Here is a 21,159-nt window from a genome sequence, read left to right as displayed (position 1 = left end):
GTCACGCTTACTTCACGTTCGCGCCGACGATCTGATCCCAGCCCTTGGTGACGACGTCCTTGGTGGCGTCCTGTTGCGGCAGCGTCGGGAACACGACGCCTTTATACGCCGATGCGGGCGGCAGCTTGTCGAGCAGCGCCTGCGGCACCTTCTTCTGCGCCACGAGTTCGTTGTAGCGCATTGGATGGCAATAGCCCGCAAGCCAGCCGAGTTGGCCTTCGTCGGAATAGAGGTATTCCATCCACAGCTTCGCGGCGTTCGGATGCGGCGCAAACGCGCTGATCGCCTGAACATAAACGCCCGCCACGACACCCGTCTTCGGCACGATCACCTGCACCTTCGGGTTGCCCTTGAGCGTGTCGCGGTCGGCGAGCGCGTTGTAGTCCCAGCGCACGATGATCGGCGTCGTGCCTTGCGCCAGCGACGCCGCCTTGCCGATCACCGGCACGAAGTTGCCGCTCTTGTTCAAATCGGCGAAAAATTTGAGTCCTGCCTGATCCGCCTTGCTTGCGTCGCCCTTGGTCTGCGACAAGCCCGCCGCATAGACGCCCTGAATGGCCTGATTCGCCGAGCGTGGATCGCCCGCGAGCGAAACCGCGTTGCGATAGTCGGCCTTCTGCAAGTCGCTCCAGTCGGCCGGCGGCTTGTCGATCATGTCGGTGTTGACTTCGAATGAAAGCACGCCGTAATAATCGCCGTACCAGTAGCCTTCGGCGTCCTTGGATTCGGCGGGAATCGCGCTCCACGTCGACACCTTGTACGGCTGCAACAGGCCTTCTTTCTTCGCCGTCGGGCCGAACGAAAGACCGACGTCGATCACGTCCGGTGCCTGCGGTCCCTTGTTGCCTTTGTTGGCCTTGATCGCTTCGATCTCGTCGCCCGAGCCTGCGTCGGGGTTGAGTTCGTTGACGTGAATGCCGTACTTCTTCTGGAACCCGGCGATGACCGCGCCGTAACCGCACCAGTCATGCGGCAGTGCGATGGTGGTCAACTGCCCTTCCTGCTTCGCGGCTGCGATGAGCGCATCCGTTGGCGCCGCCACAGCCTGACCGATGCTGCCCGCGGCCAATCCAGCCGTGGCGCAGATGCACAAAACACGGCCTGTCCCGATACGCTTCATCGTCATTCTTGTCCTATACCGGAAGGTATTGCGTTGATGAGTTCCGCCGATTGCCGATGCAGGCTAAAGTCAATCAGCGCGTTTGGCAAGCCGCCAAAAAAGCCGGCTCCATGCGCGGCATCGGCGGCACCCTTCAGTTCCTCGAAGGCTCGCTGGGCGGCGCGCGGCCCGTGCCGAACGTCGTCGCGACCACGATTGGACTCAGCGCCGCGAGGATCGCGCTGAAGCGCATCGTCGAAGCAATGCCGAGATGTTCGACGACCGCGCCGCCACCAAGCGAACCGAGCGCAATCGCGCTCGCGCCGCTGCGTTCCGGCTTGGCGCCGAGGGCGTGCCCATTAGCGCGGTGTCTCCCACGCGACGGCATCCGAGTCCGAAGGTGCGGCTCTTTATCGGCCGACTCGTCGATGCATGGCAGCCCAAACCGCCGAGGGAACGCGAGCTGCGTTGAAGCACGATCCCGCAATGTGGACCACCCGCGAACGCGCTTCGAATGCGCTTTATTGAATCGCGCACGCCTGAGCGATACTGACACTGTCGGAACGCATGAGACGCGACGCTGTTGCTGAAGAGCCGTGACAACCCACCGAGGATTCGCACGATGGCCAAGATCTCCGCAGGCGTAGGTCCGAAATTTCCGCAAGTGGTCGTGCTGTTCGGCGCCACGGGCGATCTCGCACGACGCAAGCTGTTGCCTGGCCTCTTCCATCTGTCGAATGCGGGGTTCATCCCCGGCTGCAAGATCATTGCCGTCGCGCTCGACGACATTCACGTGGACGACTTCCGCGTCACGGCGAAAGGCGCGCTCGACGAGTTTTCGAGTCGTAAGGTGACGCCGCAAGAGTGGGACACGTTCGCCGCCAATCTCGATTACGTGCCCCTGACAGCCGGCGCCGCAACGCTGAAGGCGGCGGTCCTGAACGCCGAGAAAAGCTTCGGCGGCGAATGCCGGCGCCTGCATTATCTGAGCGTTCCGCCCAACGCCGCGCTTTCGGCGGTCGGCATGCTTCATGAAGCGGGACTCGTGGAACGCTCGCGCATCATCATGGAAAAGCCTTTCGGCACCGATCTGGCAAGTTCCGTGTCGCTCAACGCTCACTTGCACGAGGTCTTCGAAGAGGCGCAGATTTTTCGCATCGATCACTTTCTCGGCAAGGAACCGGCGCAGAACATCCTCGCATTTCGCTTCGCCAACGGCTTGTTCGAACCGATATGGAATCGCAATTTCATCGATCACGTGCAGATCGACGTGCCGGAAACGCTCGGCCTCGGCAAGCGCGCGGGCTTCTACGAGCAGACGGGCGCGTTTCGCGACATGGTCGTCACGCACCTGTTCCAGATTCTCGCGTTCATGGCGATGGAGCCGCCCACATCGCTGGAACCTTCGCCTATCAGCGAGGAAAAGAACAAGGTCTTTCGCAGCATGTTGCCGATTCAACCTAACGATGTCGTGCGCGGTCAGTACACGGGTTATCGGACCGAGGAAGGCGTGAGCGCCGAGTCGGAAACAGAGACCTTCATTGCGCTGAAATGCTCGATCGACAACTGGCGCTGGGCGGGTGTGCCCTTCTATCTGCGCACCGGCAAGCGGCTCGCGGAAGGCCAACGAATCATTTCCATTGCGTTTCGCGAGCCGCCGAAGAGCATGTTTCCGGCAGGTTCGGGCGTGGGTTCGCAGGGACCGGACCATTTGACCTTCGATCTCGCCGATGCCTCGAAGATGTCGCTCTCGTTCTACGGCAAGCGGCCCGGCCCCGGCATGCGTCTCGACAAACTGAGCCTGCAGTTCGCCATGCGCGACACGGGCTTGATCGGCGAAGTGCTGGAAGCCTACGAGCGCCTGATTCTCGACGCCATGCGCGGGGATCGCACGCTGTTCACGACTGCGGAAGGCATCGAGCGGCTGTGGGAAGTATCCACGGCGCTGCTCGAATCGCCGCCGCCCGTGCGGTTTTACGCGCCGGGTTCGTGGGGGCCGAATGCGATTCATCAGCTCGTCGCGCCGCGTGCCTGGCGGCTGCCGTTCGAGCGTGCGTGGCGCGATCCGAACGCGCTCGGAAGCTGATCCTCAGGCGCGTCCGTTGGCGGCCTGAACCGTGTCGGCTTTCGATCTGAACCGGTCGCGATAATCCACCGGATTGATACTGAGCCGCCGAAAGAAGGTTCTGCGAAAGCCGTCGGTATCCTCGAAGCCGCAGCGGCGCGCGATTTCCCGCATCGGCAATTCCGTGGCTTCGAGATAGTGCCGCGCCGCGTCGATGCGCGCATTGGCAAGGAAGGTCATCGGCGTCGTGCCGCAGTCCTTGGCGAAGATGCGCGAGAGATTGCGCGCGCTCATATGCGCGCGGTCCGCAAGCGATGCCACTGTATGCGCGACATGCAGGTTGTCGAGCATGAACTCCTGCAGCGCCATGGTCTGCGAGCCGGGCGCGGCCTGCGTTTCAAGGAGCGGGCTGAACTGCGACTGACCGCCCGCGCGCCGCAGATAAACGACCAGATACTTGGCGACATCCAGCGCCATCTGACGGCCGAAGTCGTCTTCGATCATTGCGAGCGACAAGTCGATACCCGCCGTGACGCCCGCCGTCGTGAAGATGTTGCCGTCACGAACGAAGATGTGGTCCGGCTCGATCCGCGCGCGCGGAAACGTCGCGGCGAGCCGCGGCACGTCCATCCAGTGCGTAGTCACGACTTTGTTGTCGAGCAGTCCCGCCGAACCGAGCGCGAAGAGACCATTGCAGATCGCCGATACGCGGCGGCACTGCTTGTGCTGCGCGCGCAGCCATTCGCTGAGCGCGGGATCGTCGAAGGCGTCGAAGATACCGAGCCCGCCCGGAACGATGATGGTGTCGAACTCCGGGCAGCGGTCGAAGATGGTGCGGTCCGGTACGGTCGTGAGGCCGCTCGACGACTGCACGCTGCCGCGCGTGGTGCCGACCGTCATCATTTCGTACTCGCATTCGCCCTTGCTCAACACGCGGACTTCGGCAAAGGCGTCCTTCGGCCCGGCGATATCGAGCAACTGAAACCCGGGAAAGACGAGCATGCCGACCTTGATGCGTTTCATCGGAGTTTTGGTGTCCGTCTGAAAGCGGGCGGCGGCGGAACACCGTCGCCCTGAACGATTAGTCTAACCGCCCAAAAACACGCGGTCGCGCATGTCATCGATTGCGCACCGCTGGCGCGAAAGCCGGTGCCTTGCGAGGCTGGCGAGCGCCGGCGAGTTCGCTACGCTCGGCGAGCACACCGAACAGCGCGCCAATGGTCGTCCAGACGATCGCCTGCATGCCGATGGACGCCATCCTGAACTTCCACAGCAGCGTGGCGGGAAAGCCGGCCGGCACTTCGTCGATCCCGGGCAGCACGACGATCATCACGGCAAGCATGACGGCGAACGCGAGAATGCCGACGAGCGTTCCGTTCCACTGCCCGAACTTCCTCGCTGCGACACCGCGCACGTTGAGCGACATCAGCATGATCGCAAGCGAGATGGCGATGGTCAGAAAGAACAGCGCCGTGCGATAACCGATGGTTTCCGGGTCCCCGACCGATGGCGGATTCGCCGGATAGACGAGGCTCGGCACCACGACGAGCGATACGAACGCCGCAAGCGCCATCCACGCGGCAAGCGGCCGTGCGCCGAGCTTGCCCACCCTGCCCCACGCATATGCGAAGGCAAGCGCGAAGAGCCCGCCGAAAGCCGCGCCATAGGCCACGACACCCGTCAGCAAGCCCATGCCCGCCTGCGTCTCGCGACTGACGAGTTCGGGCTCGGGCGCATCGCCGTGAGCGGCGTGCGCGTGCTCTTCGATTGCAATCGCGCGTTCGACTTGCGGTTCGCCCACCACTCTCGCGAAACCGAACGCAAGCAGTCCCGCGACCACGCCCGCGAGCATGCCGCGCATCAACAGTTTGCCGACCATGATCGTCTCCGCGTCAATGACAGGGAAAGCCGAGCAGATGGCGTCCATCGTGCACGAACTCGTGAACGTACATGCCGGACACGATCGAGGTCGCGCCCTCTTCCGCGCCGACGAAATACAGCGCGAGCAACATCAAGAGACCGCCGAACACGATCCAGGGTAGTAGCTCGCGCAACGGGATTGGCGTGACCGGTTCGGTAGGGAAAGCAATAGCGTCGTTCATTGAAGACCTCGTTTGAATCGATGATGATGATTGGATGGATGCGCAAGACTCAGGCGTCAACGTTGACGCGCCGCGCCGTCACGACCTTCAGGAGTTCATCGCGCGACAACACGCCGCTCGTTTCGACCACGTTCAGAAGCGCTTCGAGAAAGCGTTCGTAGTAGTCCCAGCGCGGCTGGTCGACGCAACCGATAGCTTCCCACTGTGCAATCGATGCAATCAAGCTCTGCCGGAAGTCCTCCCACTCGAAGCAGCCCGCTTTCGATAACGACAGCGCAAGCCCGAACACATCGCGCTCCCAGCGGTTGGTGAAGAACAGCTTGCCGTCGAGACGCGGCGGCGAATCGGGCGCGCCGAGCATCGACGTCGCCGCGTATTCCTCGAATCGAGTGAACATGACGAGCCTCAGGTCGTGGGCGCTTCGATGAGGGCGACACCCATCATCGATTCCGGCGTCACGAGCGCGGCGAGTTCCGCTTCGCTCATGTGCTCCGTGTTGGAGGGACGCTCGGGCACGACGAACCAGCGGATTTGCGCGCTGCTGTCCCACACTTTCACTTCCTTGTCCGCAAGCACGTTCACGCCGAATTCCGCCAGCACGGCACGGGGCTCGCGCACGCCGCGTGCACGAAACACGGGATCCTTGTACCAGTACGGCGGCAAGCCGAGAACCGGCCACGGATAGCACGAACACAACGTGCAGATGATGAGGTTATGCACGTTCTCGTCGTTTGCGACGGCGGCCATGTGCTCGCCTTCCGCACCCGTCATGCCGAGCGGCAGTGCAAGCTCCGCGATGGCCTTCGGTGTGTCGTCGACGAGGCGCTTCTTGTACTCCGGATCGGTCCATGCGCGCGCCACGATCTTCGCGCCATTGAACGGCCCGGCCATGGTTTCGAAGTGCTTGAGCACGGCATCGACGGAATCGCTCGCGATCACGCCCTTCTCGATCAACAATGCTTCCAGCGCGCGCACCTTTGCCGCGCTCGACGCTTCGCGGTCGTCGGGAAATTCAAAGAGTTGGCTCATGCTGCGGTGGCTCCGGATCAGTTGGCCGCTTGTACGTAGGCTTCGTACAAGTCGGCATAAAGGGTGGTGTTCGCTTCGCTCTTGTCGGCGCCCCAGATGTCGGCGGTATCGAACGCAATGCGATACACGGGCATGGGCGCGCCTATACCGTCCGGTCCCGTCGATACGAAATACGAGAACGCGCCCGGATACACGAGATCGACGACGCCGGTCTTGTTGCGCAGATAGCCGGGCAGACGCGTGTGATCGACCGCTTCGGGGTCGGCTATGCGTACCGCGTCGCCCTTCGCAAAACGCGCGGTGCTTTCGAGCGCGTGATAACCGGAGTCGCCGTTCGTCAGATACGCGTCGATCTGCGCGGTGAGCGCGGCGTCGGGTTTCCCAGGCAGCGCGGCATCGGGGTTCGCGCGGTAGTGCGCGGTCTTTTGCGCGAGTTCGTCGGCCGAGATGTAGCCTTGATCGACGAAGAACTGCGAGATGCCGCCGAGCCACTTCTCGTAGTACCGATACTTGAAATACTCGAACGGCTGCATGTCTTCCGCGCCCGTGCGCAGCGAGGCCCACGTCCAGTCGTTCTTGAATGTCGTCGGCAGCGTGTCGACAGGATAGCGATGCAGCGCATTGGAGAGATGCGCGCTTTCCGCCATCATCACGGTATGAATACCGAAGATGCGCGTCTCCCACGGTTCCACGAACACGCGCCGTTCGGTGCTGACAGGGCCGAGATTTTCGATGCCGCCAAGATGATGCTGTAGTTTCACGATGTGCTCCGTGCGTAAAGAAACGAGTTCAGCTCAGCCGATGCTCGCGTTTGAACAACAGCGCTTCGCCGACCACTTCCGACACGAAGCCGAAGACCGCGCCCGTCACGAGCGCTGCTGCGGCCACGAGTGCGGGATTGCCGATGCCAGCGGTCGTGATCGCCTTGCCTGTTGCCACCGTCGTGCCGACCGTCGATGCAAAGCCCCACACGATGGCCGGCAAGACATCGAGTAATCTGATTTTTGCTGCCTGCACCATCGCCGCGCTGCCGATGCCGACGAACACCGCCGCCGCAAACGCGCCGCCGCTCGTCGTCGCAATGCAGAGCAACGTGAGCGATGCGATGACCAGCCCCGTGAGATTCGACGCGACGCTCTTCACGAAGCCCGCGCGACCGCCGCCAAGCACGAAGAACGACGCCCATGCAATGAACGTCACCCAGACGGGTACGGGAAATACGGTCCCGGTGAGCCATGTATCCGCGACGGCCAGTACGCCAATGCTCAATGTGTATGCTTCGGGCTTTTTCATGCGCGTGCTCCTCGATAAGAAATGAATGAATGGGTCAATGCATGCAGGAAAGAAGTCCATCGCGCATGTGCCGTGAGTCGATGTTTCTGCCGATCATCACGAAGCGGTTCTCACGCGCTTCGTCGCGCTTCCATGCGCGGCCGAAGCTCGCATCGAGCAGCATGTGGACGCTATGAAAATGCAGACGCCTTGCTTCCTCGTGCACGTTGAGCACGCCTTTCATGCGCAGCAGTTGTTGCCCCTGCGTCTGCACAAGCTGGTTGATCCACTGATTGAAGCGGCTTGCGTCAATGGCGCCTGGAACGACGATCGCGCAAGAAGCGATACTGTCGTCGTGTTCGTGATCGTGGCCTTCTTCATCGAGCAAACCGGGTTCGACGGCGAGCAGGTTATCGAGCGAGAAACTCCGCACGCCGAGCAATGCATCGACGTCGACGGCTGAATGGTTCGCGAAGTCGATCTGCGCGGTGGGATTGATTTGCCGGAGTTCTTCGACGAGCGCGGCCACTTTCGCGGGCACGGCCACATCCGTCTTGTTGATGATGATGCGGTCCGCAAACACGATTTGTTCGCGCGCGATGTTATCGTGAAGCTGGGCGGATGCGTGCATTGCATCGACAACGGCTACGACGGCTTCGAGTTCGAGACGTTCGCGCACGTCGGGGTCTGCGAGAAAGGTCTGTAGCACGGGCGCGGGATCGGCGAGCCCGGACGTTTCGATGATCAGCCGTTCGAGCCGGTCGCCGAAGCGCGTGAGCAGATCGCGCACGCTTGCGACGAGATCCGTGCGGACCGTGCAGCACACGCAACCGTTATTGATCTCGATGACGGCTTCTTCGTCGGCGACGATCAACTGACCGTCTATGCCGACTTCGCCGAACTCGTTGACCACGATGCCGATCTGCATCGGCCGCGTTGCATCGAGAATGTGATTGACGAGCGTGGTCTTGCCCGCGCCAAGAAAGCCGGTGACGACGGTAGTGGGAATTCTGCGGATTTGCATGGCGGAGTCATCCTTGGCGCGTGCTTCGCAGCGATGCGCGGTTTGTGAACGGATGACTCTTTAGCGACTTCCACGCCGTGTTTGGCGAGGTGGCTGTGTGCTGTCGATTGTTGGCGGGGTTGGGAAGGGTTTGTGGCCGTTTCGGTCGCTAGCAGCTGGGACGGACACACGTGGCCGTTTGGTGGCGTGCTCGAGTTAGCGCCGCGTTGCGCGATGGCGGCGCATGGTGGAGCGGGAATGGTGCGGGACGTGCTGCTTGGGTGTGCACTTGAAGCGGCCAAACGCTTTGACTAAGAGGGATTCGACGACACCAACGGCGCAGCGCCGACCGCAGGGTCAGGTGTCATCACATGTGCTGCGCGCAAGCGAGCGCCAATAGCGTTTCCCGTTTCCGCTGCACTTTTGTCGATGCCACCAAGAAGAAAGTCCATGTGCTCCGAGACACTGGCGCTGATCTTTTGCTGATAGAACGTGTTCATCTCGACACGCGTATTGAAGCGCGAAGGGTCCTGCTCGGTGGGAACCAGCGACGCTTTCACGTCAGAAAGCGTGACTTGCCATACGGCCTCGGTGTCGCCGCGCGAGCGCGACGTGACGCGTACGGCTTTGACCTGCATCAACTGCGTCGCATGCGACGACATAATGATCTTCGGCAGAGCGCGTGAATCGGCTTCGGAGTCCAGGCGCAGCAGCGTCACAGGAATCGAACCGGCCGTTTCTCTTAACGTGTCGCCGAGCGTGTGCGCAAAATGTCTACCGGCCCCTGCGTTCCATGAATCGCCGAACAGCGAACTGTCCACCACGATCAGCAAGCTGCGTACCTTTGTGGGCTGCTGTCGCGCATTCACGGTCGAAAGCACTTCGGGGCCGCTTGCGCAGCCCGACAGTATCGATGCGGCGCAAAGCAGCGTGGCGAGTCCGGCTCTTCTCATCATGGAAGTTCCAGTTGTAGTTTTAGATGTTTACCGTGCAGGCGTTGGCGATGTTTACGGCTTGAACGATGCGAACTTGAGGTTGTGCCGCCTTTTATATGACGGACAACCTCTGTACGCGCTCGCGCTCTCAGAACGTCTGCCAGTCCCCTTCCGCGCTCGCGGTCGCTGCATGCGTCGGCGCAGGTTTCGGCGCTGTCTTCGCTGAGGCGCGAGGCTTGGTCGGCGCTGGAGCGCGAGGTTTGAGAGCGACGCGAGACGCGCTCGTTGGCTTCGCCGCCGTGGATACCGGAACCGCGCGCGCAGCCGCTGCATCCACCTTGAATACCGCGACGAGATCACGCAACGAAGCCGACTGCGACGCCATGGACTGCGCGGCCGCCGATGCTTCCTCGACGAGCGCCGCGTTCTGCTGCGTCATTTCATCCATCTGCATGACTGCGGTGTTGACCTGTTCGATGCCATGATGCTGCTCGCCCGATGCCGAGCTGATCTCGCCCATCAGATCGGCCACGCGCTTCACGGCCTGCACGATCTCCGTCATCGTGCGGCCCGCGTTGTCCACGAGCGCCGAACCATTGTTCACGCGTTCCACGGACTCGGTGATCAGATCCTTGATCTCCTTTGCGGCCGTCGCGCTGCGCTGTGCAAGCGTGCGCACTTCGCCCGCCACCACCGCGAAACCGCGACCTTGTTCGCCTGCGCGCGCGGCTTCCACTGCCGCATTCAATGCGAGGATGTTGGTCTGGAACGCGATGCCTTCGATGACCGAGATGATCTGCGCGACTTGCTCCGAGCTGCCGGAGATGCCGTGCATCGTATCGACTACGCGGCTGACCAGTTCGCCGCCGCGCGCTGCTGTTTCCGACGCCTGCGCGGCCAGCGCGTTGCCCTGACTCGCGTTGTCGGCGTTTTGCTTGACCGTCGTGGTGAGCTCTTCCATGCTCGCGGCCGTTTCTTCGAGGGAAGCGGCCTGCTCTTCGGTGCGCTGACTCAGATCGGTGTTGCCCGATGCGATTTCCGCCGACGCCGTCGCGATGCCTGCGCTACTCGTCAGCACGCGGCTCACGAGATCGACGAGGCGCTCGTTCATGTGGCGCAGCGCGCCGAGCAACTGACTCGTCTCATCGCTGCCTTGCACTTCGATCACTGCGGTGAGATCGCCACGCGCGACCGTTTCCGCTATTTCCACCGAACGGCGGATGGGCCGCGTGATCGACACCGTGATTGCAGACGCGATTCCCGCGCCCAGCACGATTGCCACCGCGATGAGACCGACCGTCCATGCCATCGTGCTTTGATAGGACGCATGCGCCTTTTCCATCTCGGCGGTCGAGCCCTCGTGATTCAGCTTGATGTCGACGTCGATCAACTCCTGCACGTCTGCAAATGCCTTCGCGGAAGGGCCGCCGGCCAAGTTGCGAGCCTCGGCCATGCCTGTGTCGCCGGATTCGGTGAGCGATTGAATCTTCGCATCGAGTTCCAGATACTGCGCCCATGCCGACTTGATGCCGCTTGCAACCCGCTGCTCTTCGGGCGACGAGACGAGTTGCGCATAGCCGTCGAATGCCGCGGCAAATTTGGAAATTAGCTGCGTATGCTGGTTAATCACGGTCTTGCGGTCGGACGCGTCGCTCGTGACGAGCGCACGTAAGGACGTGCGTCGCACATCGTCCGCGAAACCGCGCACCTTACCGAGCGCCTCGACGCTCGGCAGCCAGTTCTGACCCATCTCCCGCGTACCGTCATAGATGCGTGATGCCTGAACGAGACCGATGCCACCGACCGCGCACAGCAGCAACAAAACGACTGCAAAACCAGCGCCCAGGCGCCGGCCGATTTTAATGTTGGAAAGGAATGCCATTGGAGATCGAGAGGGGACGTTGTAAAAGATCACTGCATATCGTCACTGCCCCCGCTCGACTGGAGCTTTGTTTCAAATCTGACTAAACACATACTGATCGCTTTCGATGCCATGTTTTGCTCGCGATGGCATTGAAGTAATCCATGCATATGCTGACAATTTTTCGAAGCGGCCTGTCAATCGCTATCGGCAGGGCCTATAACTTACTTGAGGCAGCATGCACTGCCCGGTTCGTTTCTTCTGTTGAAGTTCCTCGATGCAATCACCGAGGCTTTGGCCATCGTCCAAAGTGGAGGTCGTATGCGACTCGTTATCGTGTTGCCGACAGCGGCTGCGGCCGTCTTCTATAGCGCGCTTGCAAACGCCTATTCGCAAGAAGAGGTCAATGTCTTTGCGCCGCCTGGTAACGAGGTCGTGGAGAAACCGGGCGTTGGATCGATAAAGGCCGTGAGTGCGGAAATGAAAACGGGTGCGCAAACGGATGGAGCGATGCAAACCCCGCACGCCACGGCACCTGGACCTAACGGAACCAATCAGCCTGCTGCGCCTGAGATCGTGAAGTGACCAGGCTCAAACGCTCAAGCTGGCAACCCCGTCACCGACGCTCGGCCACGTTTTAGCACCGGCGTATCCGCGCGATGCGCGAGCACCCATTGCGCTATCTCGTCCTTTCGCGCGAACCATACGTCGGGTTTGGAGCGTGCATAAGTAAAGAAGCGGTCCAGCATGCGGATGCGGTTTGCGTGACCGTTGATGCGGTCGTGGAAACCAACGAGCATCATGCGACGACGGTTCGCGCCTTCCTCGTATAACTGATCGAACTCGTCTTTCAAGGCCTGTTCATAGGCCATCGGGTTATAGCCTTCGAACGGGAACGACGAGATATCGTTCATATGAAACGTGTACGGCACCGTGACGAAATCGCGGCCACGCACGGGGACGATGAACGGTTCGTCGTGGCTCGGTTCATCGATGTGATAGACGAAGCCGAGGTCCTGCAAGGTTTCGAGAATGTGTACGGAATTGCGCAGCCAGTATGCGTTCCAGCCTACTGGACGATGACCCGTGATTCGCTCGATGGTATCGGCAGATTCGGCGATGAAGCGCTTTTCCGCATCGCGCGGCATGTTGTACGAGTTGGACCAAACCTGACCGTGCGCGGCTGCTTCATGACCACGCCGCACGATTTCTTGTGCGAGATCGGGCACTTGCTCGATCGCCTTGCCGATCATGAACGACGATACCTTGATGTCGTGCTTATCGAACAGATCCAGCGCACGGGGTATGCCTTCGTAGTAGCCATACGCGAAGAACGCGTTGGTCGGCAGATCGGGCACGCCCTTCGCGATCGGTTCGGGAATCGGGCCGCCTGCACCGGATATGGGCTGGCCACCGCCTTCGAACATCATCGATACGCTGACGGCGAGGCGCGCTCCGTTGGGCCAAAACCCTTTTCCCGTGGCGTTGGAAAGCGGGTTATTCGACGCGGCATTGACGCCTGCGAAGCTCTGCTCGGTTGCGCCGATTCCACCGGCCGCGACCAGGCCCGCGACGGTGAGACCCGCTTGCGCCAGGAACGTGCGACGGCTCGTTTGAGTCGCAGAGGTGTGACGTGCGTCGTGATCGGACGTGTTGTTGTTCATGGCTTGCTTCCATTGAGTGATGAAGGACTGAGCGATCGTGCTGTTGAGACTTGCCGATGCGCTTTGTTCAACGTCGATGCATGGAAGCAGTTTGGTCGCGATGATGCGCTTTGATAATTGGGCTGGGTTGGTAATCAGTTTCAAAGGATGGTGAACAATCGTCTTGCTGAAGACGCTATGTCGCCGCCAGCTTCGGCAGGCGACTGTTGCGTTCCAAACCAGGCCGAAACTACGCAGCGCGCGTCAATCCGGGATGCGCAGCAAAAGTTTCGATGATGCTTTCCGATACGCCACTCGATGCAGCGACGATGCTCGCCGACTTCAACCCATAAGGCTCGCCGATAGCGTTGGTCGCGCGACCGCCCGCCATTTCGACAAGCAAAGCGCCTGCAACACAGTTGAATGTATCTTCTCCGAATTCCCAGAAGCCATCGAGCCGCCCACACGCGACATAGGCGAGTTGCAGCGATGTGGGTCCGAGATTGCGGACAGCGCCCGCTTTGGCAAGCATCGCGCTTAACGACTCGCCTGCGGCTTCGATGACTGCTGGTTTATTCCCGATGAACGGCGGCTGACTGGTGGCGAGCATTGCGCCTGCGTGGTGTTTGCGGCCGTTCACGGCTATGCGGTCGCCGTTTAGAAACGCGCCTTCATCGCGCACGGCGTGGAAACATTCGTTGCGAATGGCATCGTAGGTCATCGCGAAGACCGTGACGCCTTCTTCCACGAGCGCGATGGTGATGCACCATGAGGCGATGGAACGCAAGAACTGGACGGCGCCATCGATCGCGTCGCAGATCCAGAAGGCTTTCTTGTCGCTTGTCTGGGCGTCGGCTTCCGCGAGTTCTCCTTCGAGCCACGCGATCTCAGGATAACGAGCGGCGAGCGCTTCGCGGATGGTGTTGGCGGCTTGATCGTCGAGGGACTTGAAAACGCGCATCATCTCGGCGTTTTCGTAGATGGGGTTTTGGGTGTTGAAGGTTTGAAGCAGGGATTGGCCGACGTCTCGCAGAAGGGCTTCTACTTGGGGTACGTCGATTTTCGGGGTCATTGGTGGCGCCTCCGGGGCGTTGTTTGTCGGTTGCCGGGAATGATGCCATTGATGGTTGGGAGGTGCACGGTGAAGGACCTGCGCCGCGACCTCACGGTTCTCAGCCGTGCTGCATTTTGCTCAACCTTTTAGCGCCTCCAGAGCGAGCGCTAGTTTGCGTCGAATTGGTCGACTTCAAACCAGCTATGCACGCTCCATGACGTTCGATTAATGGCGTTCGCCCGGTTTTAAGAAGGTCGAGGTTTGGGGATTGCGGCTTGCGGCTTGCGGCTTGCGGCTTGCGGCTTGCGTTCGCATGCTGCGGTGACGGCGTCTTTTCGGCCATAGCCGACTTCCCCGGTTACGAACCGTGTGGCTGCAGTCCGTCCGTCTGCGGTTATTCGCCGGCTTGCACCGCTGAATCGAACGTCCGCAGGCGCGCATGAGTCTTCACGACCCTCAACGGCCCTTCTCCCCCACGTACCGACGACGACGGCTTTCAACGCTATAACGGTCATTCGACATGCAGCTATCGAGGCCCGAACGAAGACCGCAGCTATACGAACGTCATTCGAGCAATAGTGCGATCTACATCTAAGTTTCCAACTCGAAGTCTGCATAAGACGCCCCGCTCTCCGTTTATCTGCTCGACGAGCGCGAAGCCAGGTAACGTTGTGGCGCCTCTCCCGTGACCTGACGAAACATGACGATGAAAGCACTGGCACTGCGATAGCCAAGCTTCTTCGAAACTTGCGTCACAGGCTGTCCCAGCGTAAGGAGCGTGATTGCCTCCGCGACTCGTATCTGCTGACGCCATGCGCCAAAGGTCAATCCAGTCTCGGCATTTAGATAGCGCGCCAATGTTCGCCCACTGGTGTGAAACTGCTCGCCCCAGAAATCGAGCGTCAGTTCGCTCGCCGGGTCGTTCATCATGTGCTCGCAGATCTGCAGCAGCCGTGCATCGCGCGGCAATGGCACGCCGGGCTCGGCGAGCGCGGGCGTCTCTCTCAACACCTTCAGCAACAGCGGCGCGCTGAGCGAGGCATGGCTTCCCTCGGCGTATCGCTCGCCCGCGGCGCCCAGCACGATGGCCAGCTCTCTCATCAACGGCGACACTGCAATCACGGCCGGTTGATGCCACGACCACGGAAACACACGCGGCTCGAAATACACACTGCATAGTTGCGTGTCGCCGACCGCGTGCAGTTCGTGATCGACATCGGATGGCAGCCAAACTGCGCGCGACTGCGGCAGCGTCCAGGTGCGCGAGGGCGTGAGCACACGCACGACGCCGCGCACGGCGAACACCAGTTGTCCGTGCTTGTGTTGATGCCAGGTTATACGCTCCCCATGACGATAGTCGACGAGGGTCGCCATCACGTCTCGCGACAGCGGGACGCGTTCGATCGGATAGCGTTTGAGCAGGAACTCTTTCATGGTCGCGAAAAAGTGGTACGCAAAAAACTATCGATAAAACACCAATAGTTGTCAGAAATTCGATATTCGGTGTCGGCCTGATTTTTCGACGAAACGCTAAACTCGTCGTCACTCAACACTTTGCGCCGACCCATCGGTTGAAATGTTAATGGTTCGCATTCTCGCATTTTTGTTGCCGCCCAATGCGCTTTGCGGGCAGCCGCCTGCCTTGGCTGCTTTCAACGAGGGTGTGCGCACGTGTCTCTGATAGCCTCGTCGATCCGCAGCGCGCGCGGGTTGTTGCCTGTCGCGCTGGTCGTCAGTCTCGTCAGCGGCGCGGCGAACGCGGCGCTCGTCGCGCTGATCAATCAGGCGCTGCGCGCAACCGGCGACGAACTACTCACGCTCGGCGTGCGCTTCGCGGCGCTGGGCGTCGTGGTCATTCTCACGCGGGTCGTTTCGCAGATGCTGTTCATGTATCTCGGACAGCACGCCAAGGCGAGGTTGCGCTTGCAGACGATCGGCCGCATCGCGGGCGCGTCGTACCGCGATCTCGAACGATGCGGCGCGTCGCGCGCCATCAACGCGCTCACGCAGGACCTCGACACCATCGTCGTGTTCTTCATCAGTCTGCCGTCGATCGTCATGCAGGGCGCGGTGATCGCGGGTTGTCTCGTCTATCTCGGCATGCTGTCCCTGCCGATTCTGCTGTTCGCGCTCGTCGCGATCGGCGCGGGATCGCTCGGCACGCATCTGATCGGCTCGCGGGCGCTTCTCCATCTGCGCGCTTCGCGGCAGCGTGAAGACGGCCTGTTGCAACGCTTTCGCTCGCTCTTCGACGGCGCAAAGGAACTGAAGCTGCATCGCGCGCGTGCCGAAGCGTTCGTCGCGCGTGATCTCGCCCCGCATGTGGAAGCGGTGCGCGCGCAGCGCACGCGCGGCTACATGCTGCACGCGTTGGCCGCGAGCTGGGGCAATCTGCTGCTGTTCGGCTTCGTCGGCCTGACCCTCTTCGTGCTCGCGCGTCTCTTCGATGCCGACGCGCACGTGATGTTCGGTTACGCGCTCGTCTTCCTTTACCTCATCATGCCGGTCGAAGGATTGCTGGCGGCCCTGCCCGCCATTGGCAGCGCGCGGATCGCGTTCGAGCGCATCGATCAGCTCGAACAAGCCCTGCCGCCCGAGCCCGCAAGCGCCTCGCTCGACGCCGACGCGTTCGCGAGCATTACGCTCGAAGGCGTCGAACATCGCTACGTGCGCGAAGCCGAGGACGGTTTTTTCACGCTCGGACCTATCGATCTGACGTTCCGGGCGGGCGAACTCGTCTATCTCGTGGGCGGCAACGGTAGCGGCAAAACCACGCTCGCGAAGGTGCTGGTCGGGCTGTATGCGCCGGAGTCGGGACGCATCGTCATCGACGAAACGGTGGTAGACGACGGCAATCGCGCCGCTTACCGCCAGCTTTTCTCCGTCGTCTTCAGCGATTTCCATTTGTTCGATTCGCTGCTCGGCCTGCCCGCGCACAGCGAGGCCACGGCGCGCGCGCTGCTCGTGGCGTTGCAACTGGAGCACAAGGTGCGCATCGACAACGGCCGTTTTTCGACGCTCGATCTGTCGCAAGGCCAGAGGAAGCGTCTTGCCTTGCTGGTGGCGTTTCTGGAAGACCGCCCGTTCTATCTCTTCGACGAATGGGCCGCCGACCAGGACCCCGCGTTCAAGGACGTCTTCTATCGCGTGCTGCTGCCGCAACTGAAGGCGCGCGCCAAGACGGTGCTCGTCATCACCCACGACGACCGTTATTTCGATCTCGCCGATCGTATCGTCAAGCTCGACAGCGGTCAGGTGAGTTCCACGAAAAAGGCGGCGCTCGCATGAACGGCCACGTCTACCAGACGGCGTACGCGACCGCGACGCCGCCCGCCTTCTCGCTCGAAGGCGTGTCGCGCTCGGCGGGCGGGCGCACGCTCTTGCATCCGCTGGATCTGCATATCGAACCGGGCCGCGTGACGGGGCTTGTCGGGCACAACGGCTCCGGCAAATCCACGCTCGTCAAGCTGCTCGCAGGACAGATTGCTCCGGATACGGGCGTCGTCCGATGCGCGGGCCGGCCGCTCGCCGACTGGAGCACGCGCGAGTTCGCGCGTGAAGTCGCCTGGCTTCCGCAGCAGACGCCATCGACCGATGGCATGACGGTGCGCGAGCTCGTCGAGCTCGGCCGCTATCCGTGGCACGGCGCGCTCGGGCGCTTCACGGCCGGCGACGCCGCGCACGTCGACCGGGCGATGCAAGCCGCCGATGTTCATTGTTATGCCGACCGCACCGTGGACAGCCTGTCGGGCGGCGAGCGCCAGCGCGCGTGGATCGCTATGCTGGTCGCGCAGAACGGGCGCTGCATGCTGCTCGACGAACCGACGTCGGCGCTCGATGTCGGCCATCAGCTGACCGTGCTCGAACTCGTCAGGACGCTGTGCGCCGAGCGCGCGATGACCGCTGTCATCGTCATGCACGACATCAACATGGCGACGCGCTTCTGCGATCGGATCGTCGCGTTGCGCGAGGGGCGTCTGCTGATGCGCGAGGACGCGGCGGTCATCGTCGATCCGGCGCGGCTCGAAGCCATCTACGGCGTGCCGATGTCGGTTACGACCGATGCGTCCACCGGCCGTCGCATGTGTTTTCCGTCATGAAGTCGCCACCGAGACGCGCGCTGCTGCGAGGCGCCGCCGCGCTGCTCGCGTTCTCGCGTGCTGCGCGCGTCGTGGCCGGACCGGCGCCGCGACGTATCGTCGTATTGAACTGGGAGCTGACCGAGACGCTGCTCGCGCTCGGGCGGGCGCCGGTCGGCATTCCGCTGCCCGTGTGGTATGGGAACACGATCGCGGTGCCGCCGCTGCCGTCCGATGTCGCGGATATCGGCCTTCTCTATCAACCCAATTTCGATGCGCTGCTTGCGCTCGCGCCGGACCTGCTGATCGTCACGCCCGCGCATGCGGGACTGCTCGCGCCGCTGCGGCGTATCGCCCCGACGCTTACGCTCGGCGCGTATATGACCGACGCGAATCCCTACGCGAGCCTGTGCGCCGAAACCCGCGTGATGGCCGATGCCTTCGACGCCCGCGCCCGGGCCGACGCGCTCTTCGCGTCGACCGAGCGCGTCATGAGCGACATCGCGGCGCGCGTGCCGCGCGGCCGGCCGGTGATCGTCGCGGACGTGATCGACGAGCGGCATCTGCGCGTGTACGGCGCGGGCAGTCTCTTCAACGACGTGCTCGCGAAGATCGGGCTGTCGAACGCCGCGACTGCGCGCGTGCGCTGGACGACGAACGCGATGGGTTCCACCGTCGTGCCGTTGCCCCGTCTCCTCGAAGCCGCCGACGCCGATATCGCGTTGACTCGGCCGCTCGCGCCCGACATCCGCGCGGCGCTGACGGCGAGCCCGCTCTGGCGCGCGCTGCCAGCGGTCCGCGAGAAGCGCGTGGCCGTGTTGCCGGTGATCGCCCCGTACGGCGGCCTGATTTCGATGCAACGCTTCGCGACCGCGATGGCGAATGCACGCGCCATCATCGATAACGGCGGAGGTGGGCTTGCGTAGCAGCCGCGTCGCACTCACTCGCCCTTCGGCGCCGCCACGCGACTGGCGGCTTGCACTTTTCGCCGGCCTGATGCTGCCCGCCGTGTGCCTCGCCGCGTTGCATTTGCATGGCGCGCTCGACGGCGCATCGTTCTGGAAGGCGCTCGTTTCGCCCGATCTCACCGACATGCGCGACGTGCTGGTGCACGAGAGCGTGCTTCCGCGCATCGCCATGACGCTGCTGTGCGGCACGGCGCTCGGGCTTGCGGGCGTGCTGGTGCAGCAGGTGTTGCGCAATCCGCTTGCCGAACCGATGACGCTCGGCATCTTCCCCGGCGCGTATCTCGGGCTCGCCGTCGTGAGCGTGTGGCTGCCGGGCTGGCTCGCAGCGGGTCGCGAAACCATCGCGCTCGCGGGTGGCGCGCTGGCAATGATCCTCGTGCTCGGCCTGGCATGGTTGCAACGCATGTCGTCGCTTGCCGTGATTCTCGCGGGCATGGTGGTGAATTTGTACTGCGGCGCGATCAGCCTCGCGATCGGCGTCATGCATTTCGATCTGCTGCAAGGCTTGCAAATCTGGGGCGGCGGCGCACTCGATCAGACCGGCTGGCGAAGCGCCGCGCGCGTTGCGGCGAGCGTGGGCGGTTGCGCGCTGGCGTCGGCGCTGCTGCATCGACCGCTGCAACTCTTCGATGCCGGCGATGCCACCGCTCGCAATCTCGGCGCCGCCGTCGGCTGGATGCGCGGCGCGGCGCTGCTGGTCGCGGTCGTGCTCACGGCGAGCGTGGTGGCGCAGGTCGGCGTGATCGGGTTCGTCGGATTGGCGGCGCCGCTCCTCGCGCGGCTCACGGGCGCGCGCCGCCTGCGCGACCGGCTCGTGTGGGCGCCGCTTTTGGGCGCCGCCCTGCTCTTTCTCACCGACGAACTCGTGCGCATCGTCTCGCAGGGCGAGCTGTTCTCAGCGCATCTGATTCCCACCGGCACGGTCACGTCGATGATCGGCGTGCCGCTCCTGGTCGTCCTGCTGCCGCGCCTTCGCACTACGCCGGACATCCGCGAAACGCTTGACCGCGGCACCGCGCCGCACGCCGTGCGCACGATGCCGCTCGTATGGGCAGCGCTCTTCGCGATCACGTGCGCGTTGTCGTTCGTCGTCACGCGCGGACCGGACGGTTGGCGGTTCGCGCATCCGGCCGACATCGACGCGCTCCTCTTCTGGCGCGTGCCGCACCTGCTGGCCGCACTCGCAGCGGGCAGTCTGCTGGGCGCGGCGGGCGCGCTGTTGCAGCGCATGACCGCGAATCCGATGGCAAGCCCAGACCTGCTCGGCGTCGGCTCGGGCGGCATGTTCGGCGTCGTCGCGGTGCTGCTGATCGCGGGCAGCTTCGAACCGGCCGCGCTGTTCGCGGGAAGCGTGGCCGGCGCGTGCACCACGCTTGGCTTGCTGCTCTGGCTCGGGCGGCGCGCGCGGTTCGCGCCAGAGCGGTTGCTGCTCGTCGGATTGTCGATCAGCGCGCTGTTCCAGGCGGTCGTCGGCGCGGTCATGGCGAGCGGCGATCCACGCGCGGGCGTGCTGCTCGATTTGCTGGTCGGGTCGACCTACTACATCGAGCCGGCGATGGCATTGCTCATGGCCGTGCTGGCGATGTCGGTACTCGCCGTGGCGCCGCTGTTCGCGCGCTGGCTGGCGGCGCTCGGCGCCGGTCCGCAGGTGGCGGCGAGCATCGGCGTGCCGGTCGGGCGCGCGCGCTTCGGCCTGTTGCTGCTCGCGGCGGTATCGACGGCGGCGGCGACGGTCGTGGTCGGACCGCTGTCCTTCGTCGGGCTGATCGCGCCGCATATCGCGCGGCTCTCGGGCGGGCGGCGTCCGCTGCCGCAGGTCTACCTCGCAGCGATGCTCGGCGCGCTGCTGATGGTCGTCGCGGACTGGCTGGGACGGCAGATTCCTTATCCGGAGCAACTTCCGGCCGGTCTCGTCGCGACACTGCTCGGCGGTCCGTGGCTCGTCATGCTGATCCTGCTGCGCGGTGCGCGGCAAACATGACGGTTGCATCGAAGTCGATAGAACGGGGCCGCGCGTGCCTCGCACCACACAACCAATGTCCCCATCCG

21 protein-coding genes are annotated in these 21,159 nt (G+C 62.8%); 6 read left to right on the top strand and 15 right to left on the bottom strand.

Translation table 11 applies throughout. From position 1 onward, the window contains the following. Window positions 1–7 precede the first annotated feature (7 nt). Entirely contained in the window at window positions 8–1,126 is a 1,119-nt protein-coding gene (locus NCR98_RS30260; RefSeq protein WP_250469634.1) for an ABC transporter substrate-binding protein, read from the bottom strand. Window positions 1,127–1,253: 127 nt separating this feature from the next. Continuing rightward, window positions 1,254–1,487, bottom strand: a complete 234-nt coding sequence (locus tag NCR98_RS30255; RefSeq protein ID WP_250528167.1) for a hypothetical protein — start codon at window positions 1,485–1,487, stop codon at window positions 1,254–1,256. 234 nt (window positions 1,488–1,721) lie between these two features. On the opposite strand from NCR98_RS30255, the gene zwf reads away from it, so the two are divergent. Next, window positions 1,722–3,185, top strand: a complete 1,464-nt coding sequence (zwf, locus tag NCR98_RS30250) for a glucose-6-phosphate dehydrogenase (protein WP_244831691.1) — start codon at window positions 1,722–1,724, stop codon at window positions 3,183–3,185. A gap of 3 nt (window positions 3,186–3,188) precedes the next feature. On the opposite strand, the gene NCR98_RS30245 is transcribed toward zwf, so the two are convergent. From NCR98_RS30245 to NCR98_RS30200, 10 genes are all read right to left on the bottom strand, one after another. Next, the gene (locus NCR98_RS30245; protein ID WP_244831692.1) at window positions 3,189–4,187 is read right to left on the bottom strand and encodes a GlxA family transcriptional regulator; all 999 of its coding nucleotides are present in this window, start codon (window positions 4,185–4,187) and stop codon (window positions 3,189–3,191) included. 94 nt (window positions 4,188–4,281) lie between these two features. Further along, a complete protein-coding gene (locus tag NCR98_RS30240) occupies window positions 4,282–5,043 on the bottom strand; it encodes a CbtA family protein (protein ID WP_250528166.1) in 762 nt (253 codons plus the stop codon). A gap of 13 nt (window positions 5,044–5,056) precedes the next feature. Then, a complete protein-coding gene (locus NCR98_RS30235) occupies window positions 5,057–5,266 on the bottom strand; it encodes a CbtB domain-containing protein (protein WP_244831694.1) in 210 nt (69 codons plus the stop codon). A 49-nt stretch (window positions 5,267–5,315) separates the two neighbouring features. Then, window positions 5,316–5,663: a nitrile hydratase accessory protein gene (locus tag NCR98_RS30230; protein ID WP_250528165.1), complete on the bottom strand. Its 348-nt coding sequence runs from the start codon at window positions 5,661–5,663 to the stop codon at window positions 5,316–5,318. Window positions 5,664–5,671: 8 nt separating this feature from the next. Further along, on the bottom strand, window positions 5,672–6,295 hold the full coding sequence (gene nthA / locus NCR98_RS30225) for a nitrile hydratase subunit alpha (protein WP_250528164.1): 624 nt from the start codon (window positions 6,293–6,295) through the stop codon (window positions 5,672–5,674). Window positions 6,296–6,312: 17 nt separating this feature from the next. Continuing rightward, window positions 6,313–7,056: a nitrile hydratase subunit beta gene (gene nthB / locus NCR98_RS30220; protein WP_250528163.1), complete on the bottom strand. Its 744-nt coding sequence runs from the start codon at window positions 7,054–7,056 to the stop codon at window positions 6,313–6,315. 28 nt (window positions 7,057–7,084) lie between these two features. Further along, on the bottom strand, window positions 7,085–7,588 hold the full coding sequence (locus tag NCR98_RS30215; protein ID WP_244831698.1) for a DUF1097 domain-containing protein: 504 nt from the start codon (window positions 7,586–7,588) through the stop codon (window positions 7,085–7,087). Window positions 7,589–7,622: 34 nt separating this feature from the next. Then, window positions 7,623–8,591 (bottom strand): CobW family GTP-binding protein, encoded by a 969-nt coding sequence (locus tag NCR98_RS30210; RefSeq protein WP_250528162.1) that lies wholly within the window; start codon window positions 8,589–8,591, stop codon window positions 7,623–7,625. A gap of 290 nt (window positions 8,592–8,881) precedes the next feature. Beyond that, window positions 8,882–9,403: a hypothetical protein gene (locus NCR98_RS30205; RefSeq protein WP_250528161.1), complete on the bottom strand. Its 522-nt coding sequence runs from the start codon at window positions 9,401–9,403 to the stop codon at window positions 8,882–8,884. A 250-nt stretch (window positions 9,404–9,653) separates the two neighbouring features. Beyond that, window positions 9,654–11,387 carry a methyl-accepting chemotaxis protein gene (locus NCR98_RS30200; RefSeq protein WP_250528160.1) on the bottom strand — a complete coding sequence of 578 codons (1,734 nt, stop codon included), beginning with the start codon at window positions 11,385–11,387 and terminating at the stop codon, window positions 9,654–9,656. 243 nt (window positions 11,388–11,630) lie between these two features. Between NCR98_RS30200 and NCR98_RS30195 the strand changes: the two genes are divergently transcribed. Then, window positions 11,631–11,951 (top strand): hypothetical protein, encoded by a 321-nt coding sequence (locus NCR98_RS30195; RefSeq protein ID WP_250528159.1) that lies wholly within the window; start codon window positions 11,631–11,633, stop codon window positions 11,949–11,951. 14 nt (window positions 11,952–11,965) lie between these two features. Here NCR98_RS30195 and NCR98_RS30190 read toward each other — a convergent pair whose 3' ends face one another. The 3 genes from NCR98_RS30190 to NCR98_RS30180 form a co-directional block, all read right to left on the bottom strand. Further along, complete coding sequence (locus NCR98_RS30190; RefSeq protein ID WP_250528158.1) at window positions 11,966–13,030, bottom strand: polysaccharide deacetylase family protein; 1,065 nt, start codon at window positions 13,028–13,030, stop codon at window positions 11,966–11,968. A 229-nt stretch (window positions 13,031–13,259) separates the two neighbouring features. Beyond that, window positions 13,260–14,081 carry an inositol monophosphatase family protein gene (locus NCR98_RS30185; protein WP_250528157.1) on the bottom strand — a complete coding sequence of 274 codons (822 nt, stop codon included), beginning with the start codon at window positions 14,079–14,081 and terminating at the stop codon, window positions 13,260–13,262. Between the two features lie 618 nt (window positions 14,082–14,699). After that, window positions 14,700–15,497, bottom strand: coding sequence for an AraC family transcriptional regulator (locus NCR98_RS30180; RefSeq protein ID WP_244831704.1), 798 nt, complete (start codon window positions 15,495–15,497; stop codon window positions 14,700–14,702). Window positions 15,498–15,734: 237 nt separating this feature from the next. Here NCR98_RS30180 and NCR98_RS30175 point away from each other — a divergent pair, with 237 nt between their 5' ends. From NCR98_RS30175 to fhuB, 4 genes are read left to right on the top strand one after another with little or no spacing between them, the layout of a single operon-like run. Further along, entirely contained in the window at window positions 15,735–17,351 is a 1,617-nt protein-coding gene (locus tag NCR98_RS30175) for a cyclic peptide export ABC transporter (protein ID WP_250528156.1), read from the top strand. Next, window positions 17,348–18,163 (top strand): ABC transporter ATP-binding protein, encoded by an 816-nt coding sequence (locus NCR98_RS30170; protein WP_250528155.1) that lies wholly within the window; start codon window positions 17,348–17,350, stop codon window positions 18,161–18,163. The genes NCR98_RS30175 and NCR98_RS30170 overlap by 4 nt, the downstream gene beginning before the upstream one ends. Then, window positions 18,160–19,068: an ABC transporter substrate-binding protein gene (locus tag NCR98_RS30165; protein WP_250528154.1), complete on the top strand. Its 909-nt coding sequence runs from the start codon at window positions 18,160–18,162 to the stop codon at window positions 19,066–19,068. Before NCR98_RS30170 ends, NCR98_RS30165 begins: the two co-directional genes overlap by 4 nt. Continuing rightward, window positions 19,061–21,091, top strand: a complete 2,031-nt coding sequence (fhuB, locus tag NCR98_RS30160) for a Fe(3+)-hydroxamate ABC transporter permease FhuB (protein WP_250528153.1) — start codon at window positions 19,061–19,063, stop codon at window positions 21,089–21,091. The genes NCR98_RS30165 and fhuB overlap by 8 nt, the downstream gene beginning before the upstream one ends. The last annotated feature ends 68 nt before the right edge of the window (window positions 21,092–21,159 follow it).

Origin of the sequence: Caballeronia sp. GAWG2-1, assembly GCF_023631405.1 — a bacterium.
Lineage (GTDB): Bacteria > Pseudomonadota > Gammaproteobacteria > Burkholderiales > Burkholderiaceae > Caballeronia.
Note: the sequence above shows the minus strand (reverse complement) of the source record. Positions and strands in the feature narration are given on the sequence as shown.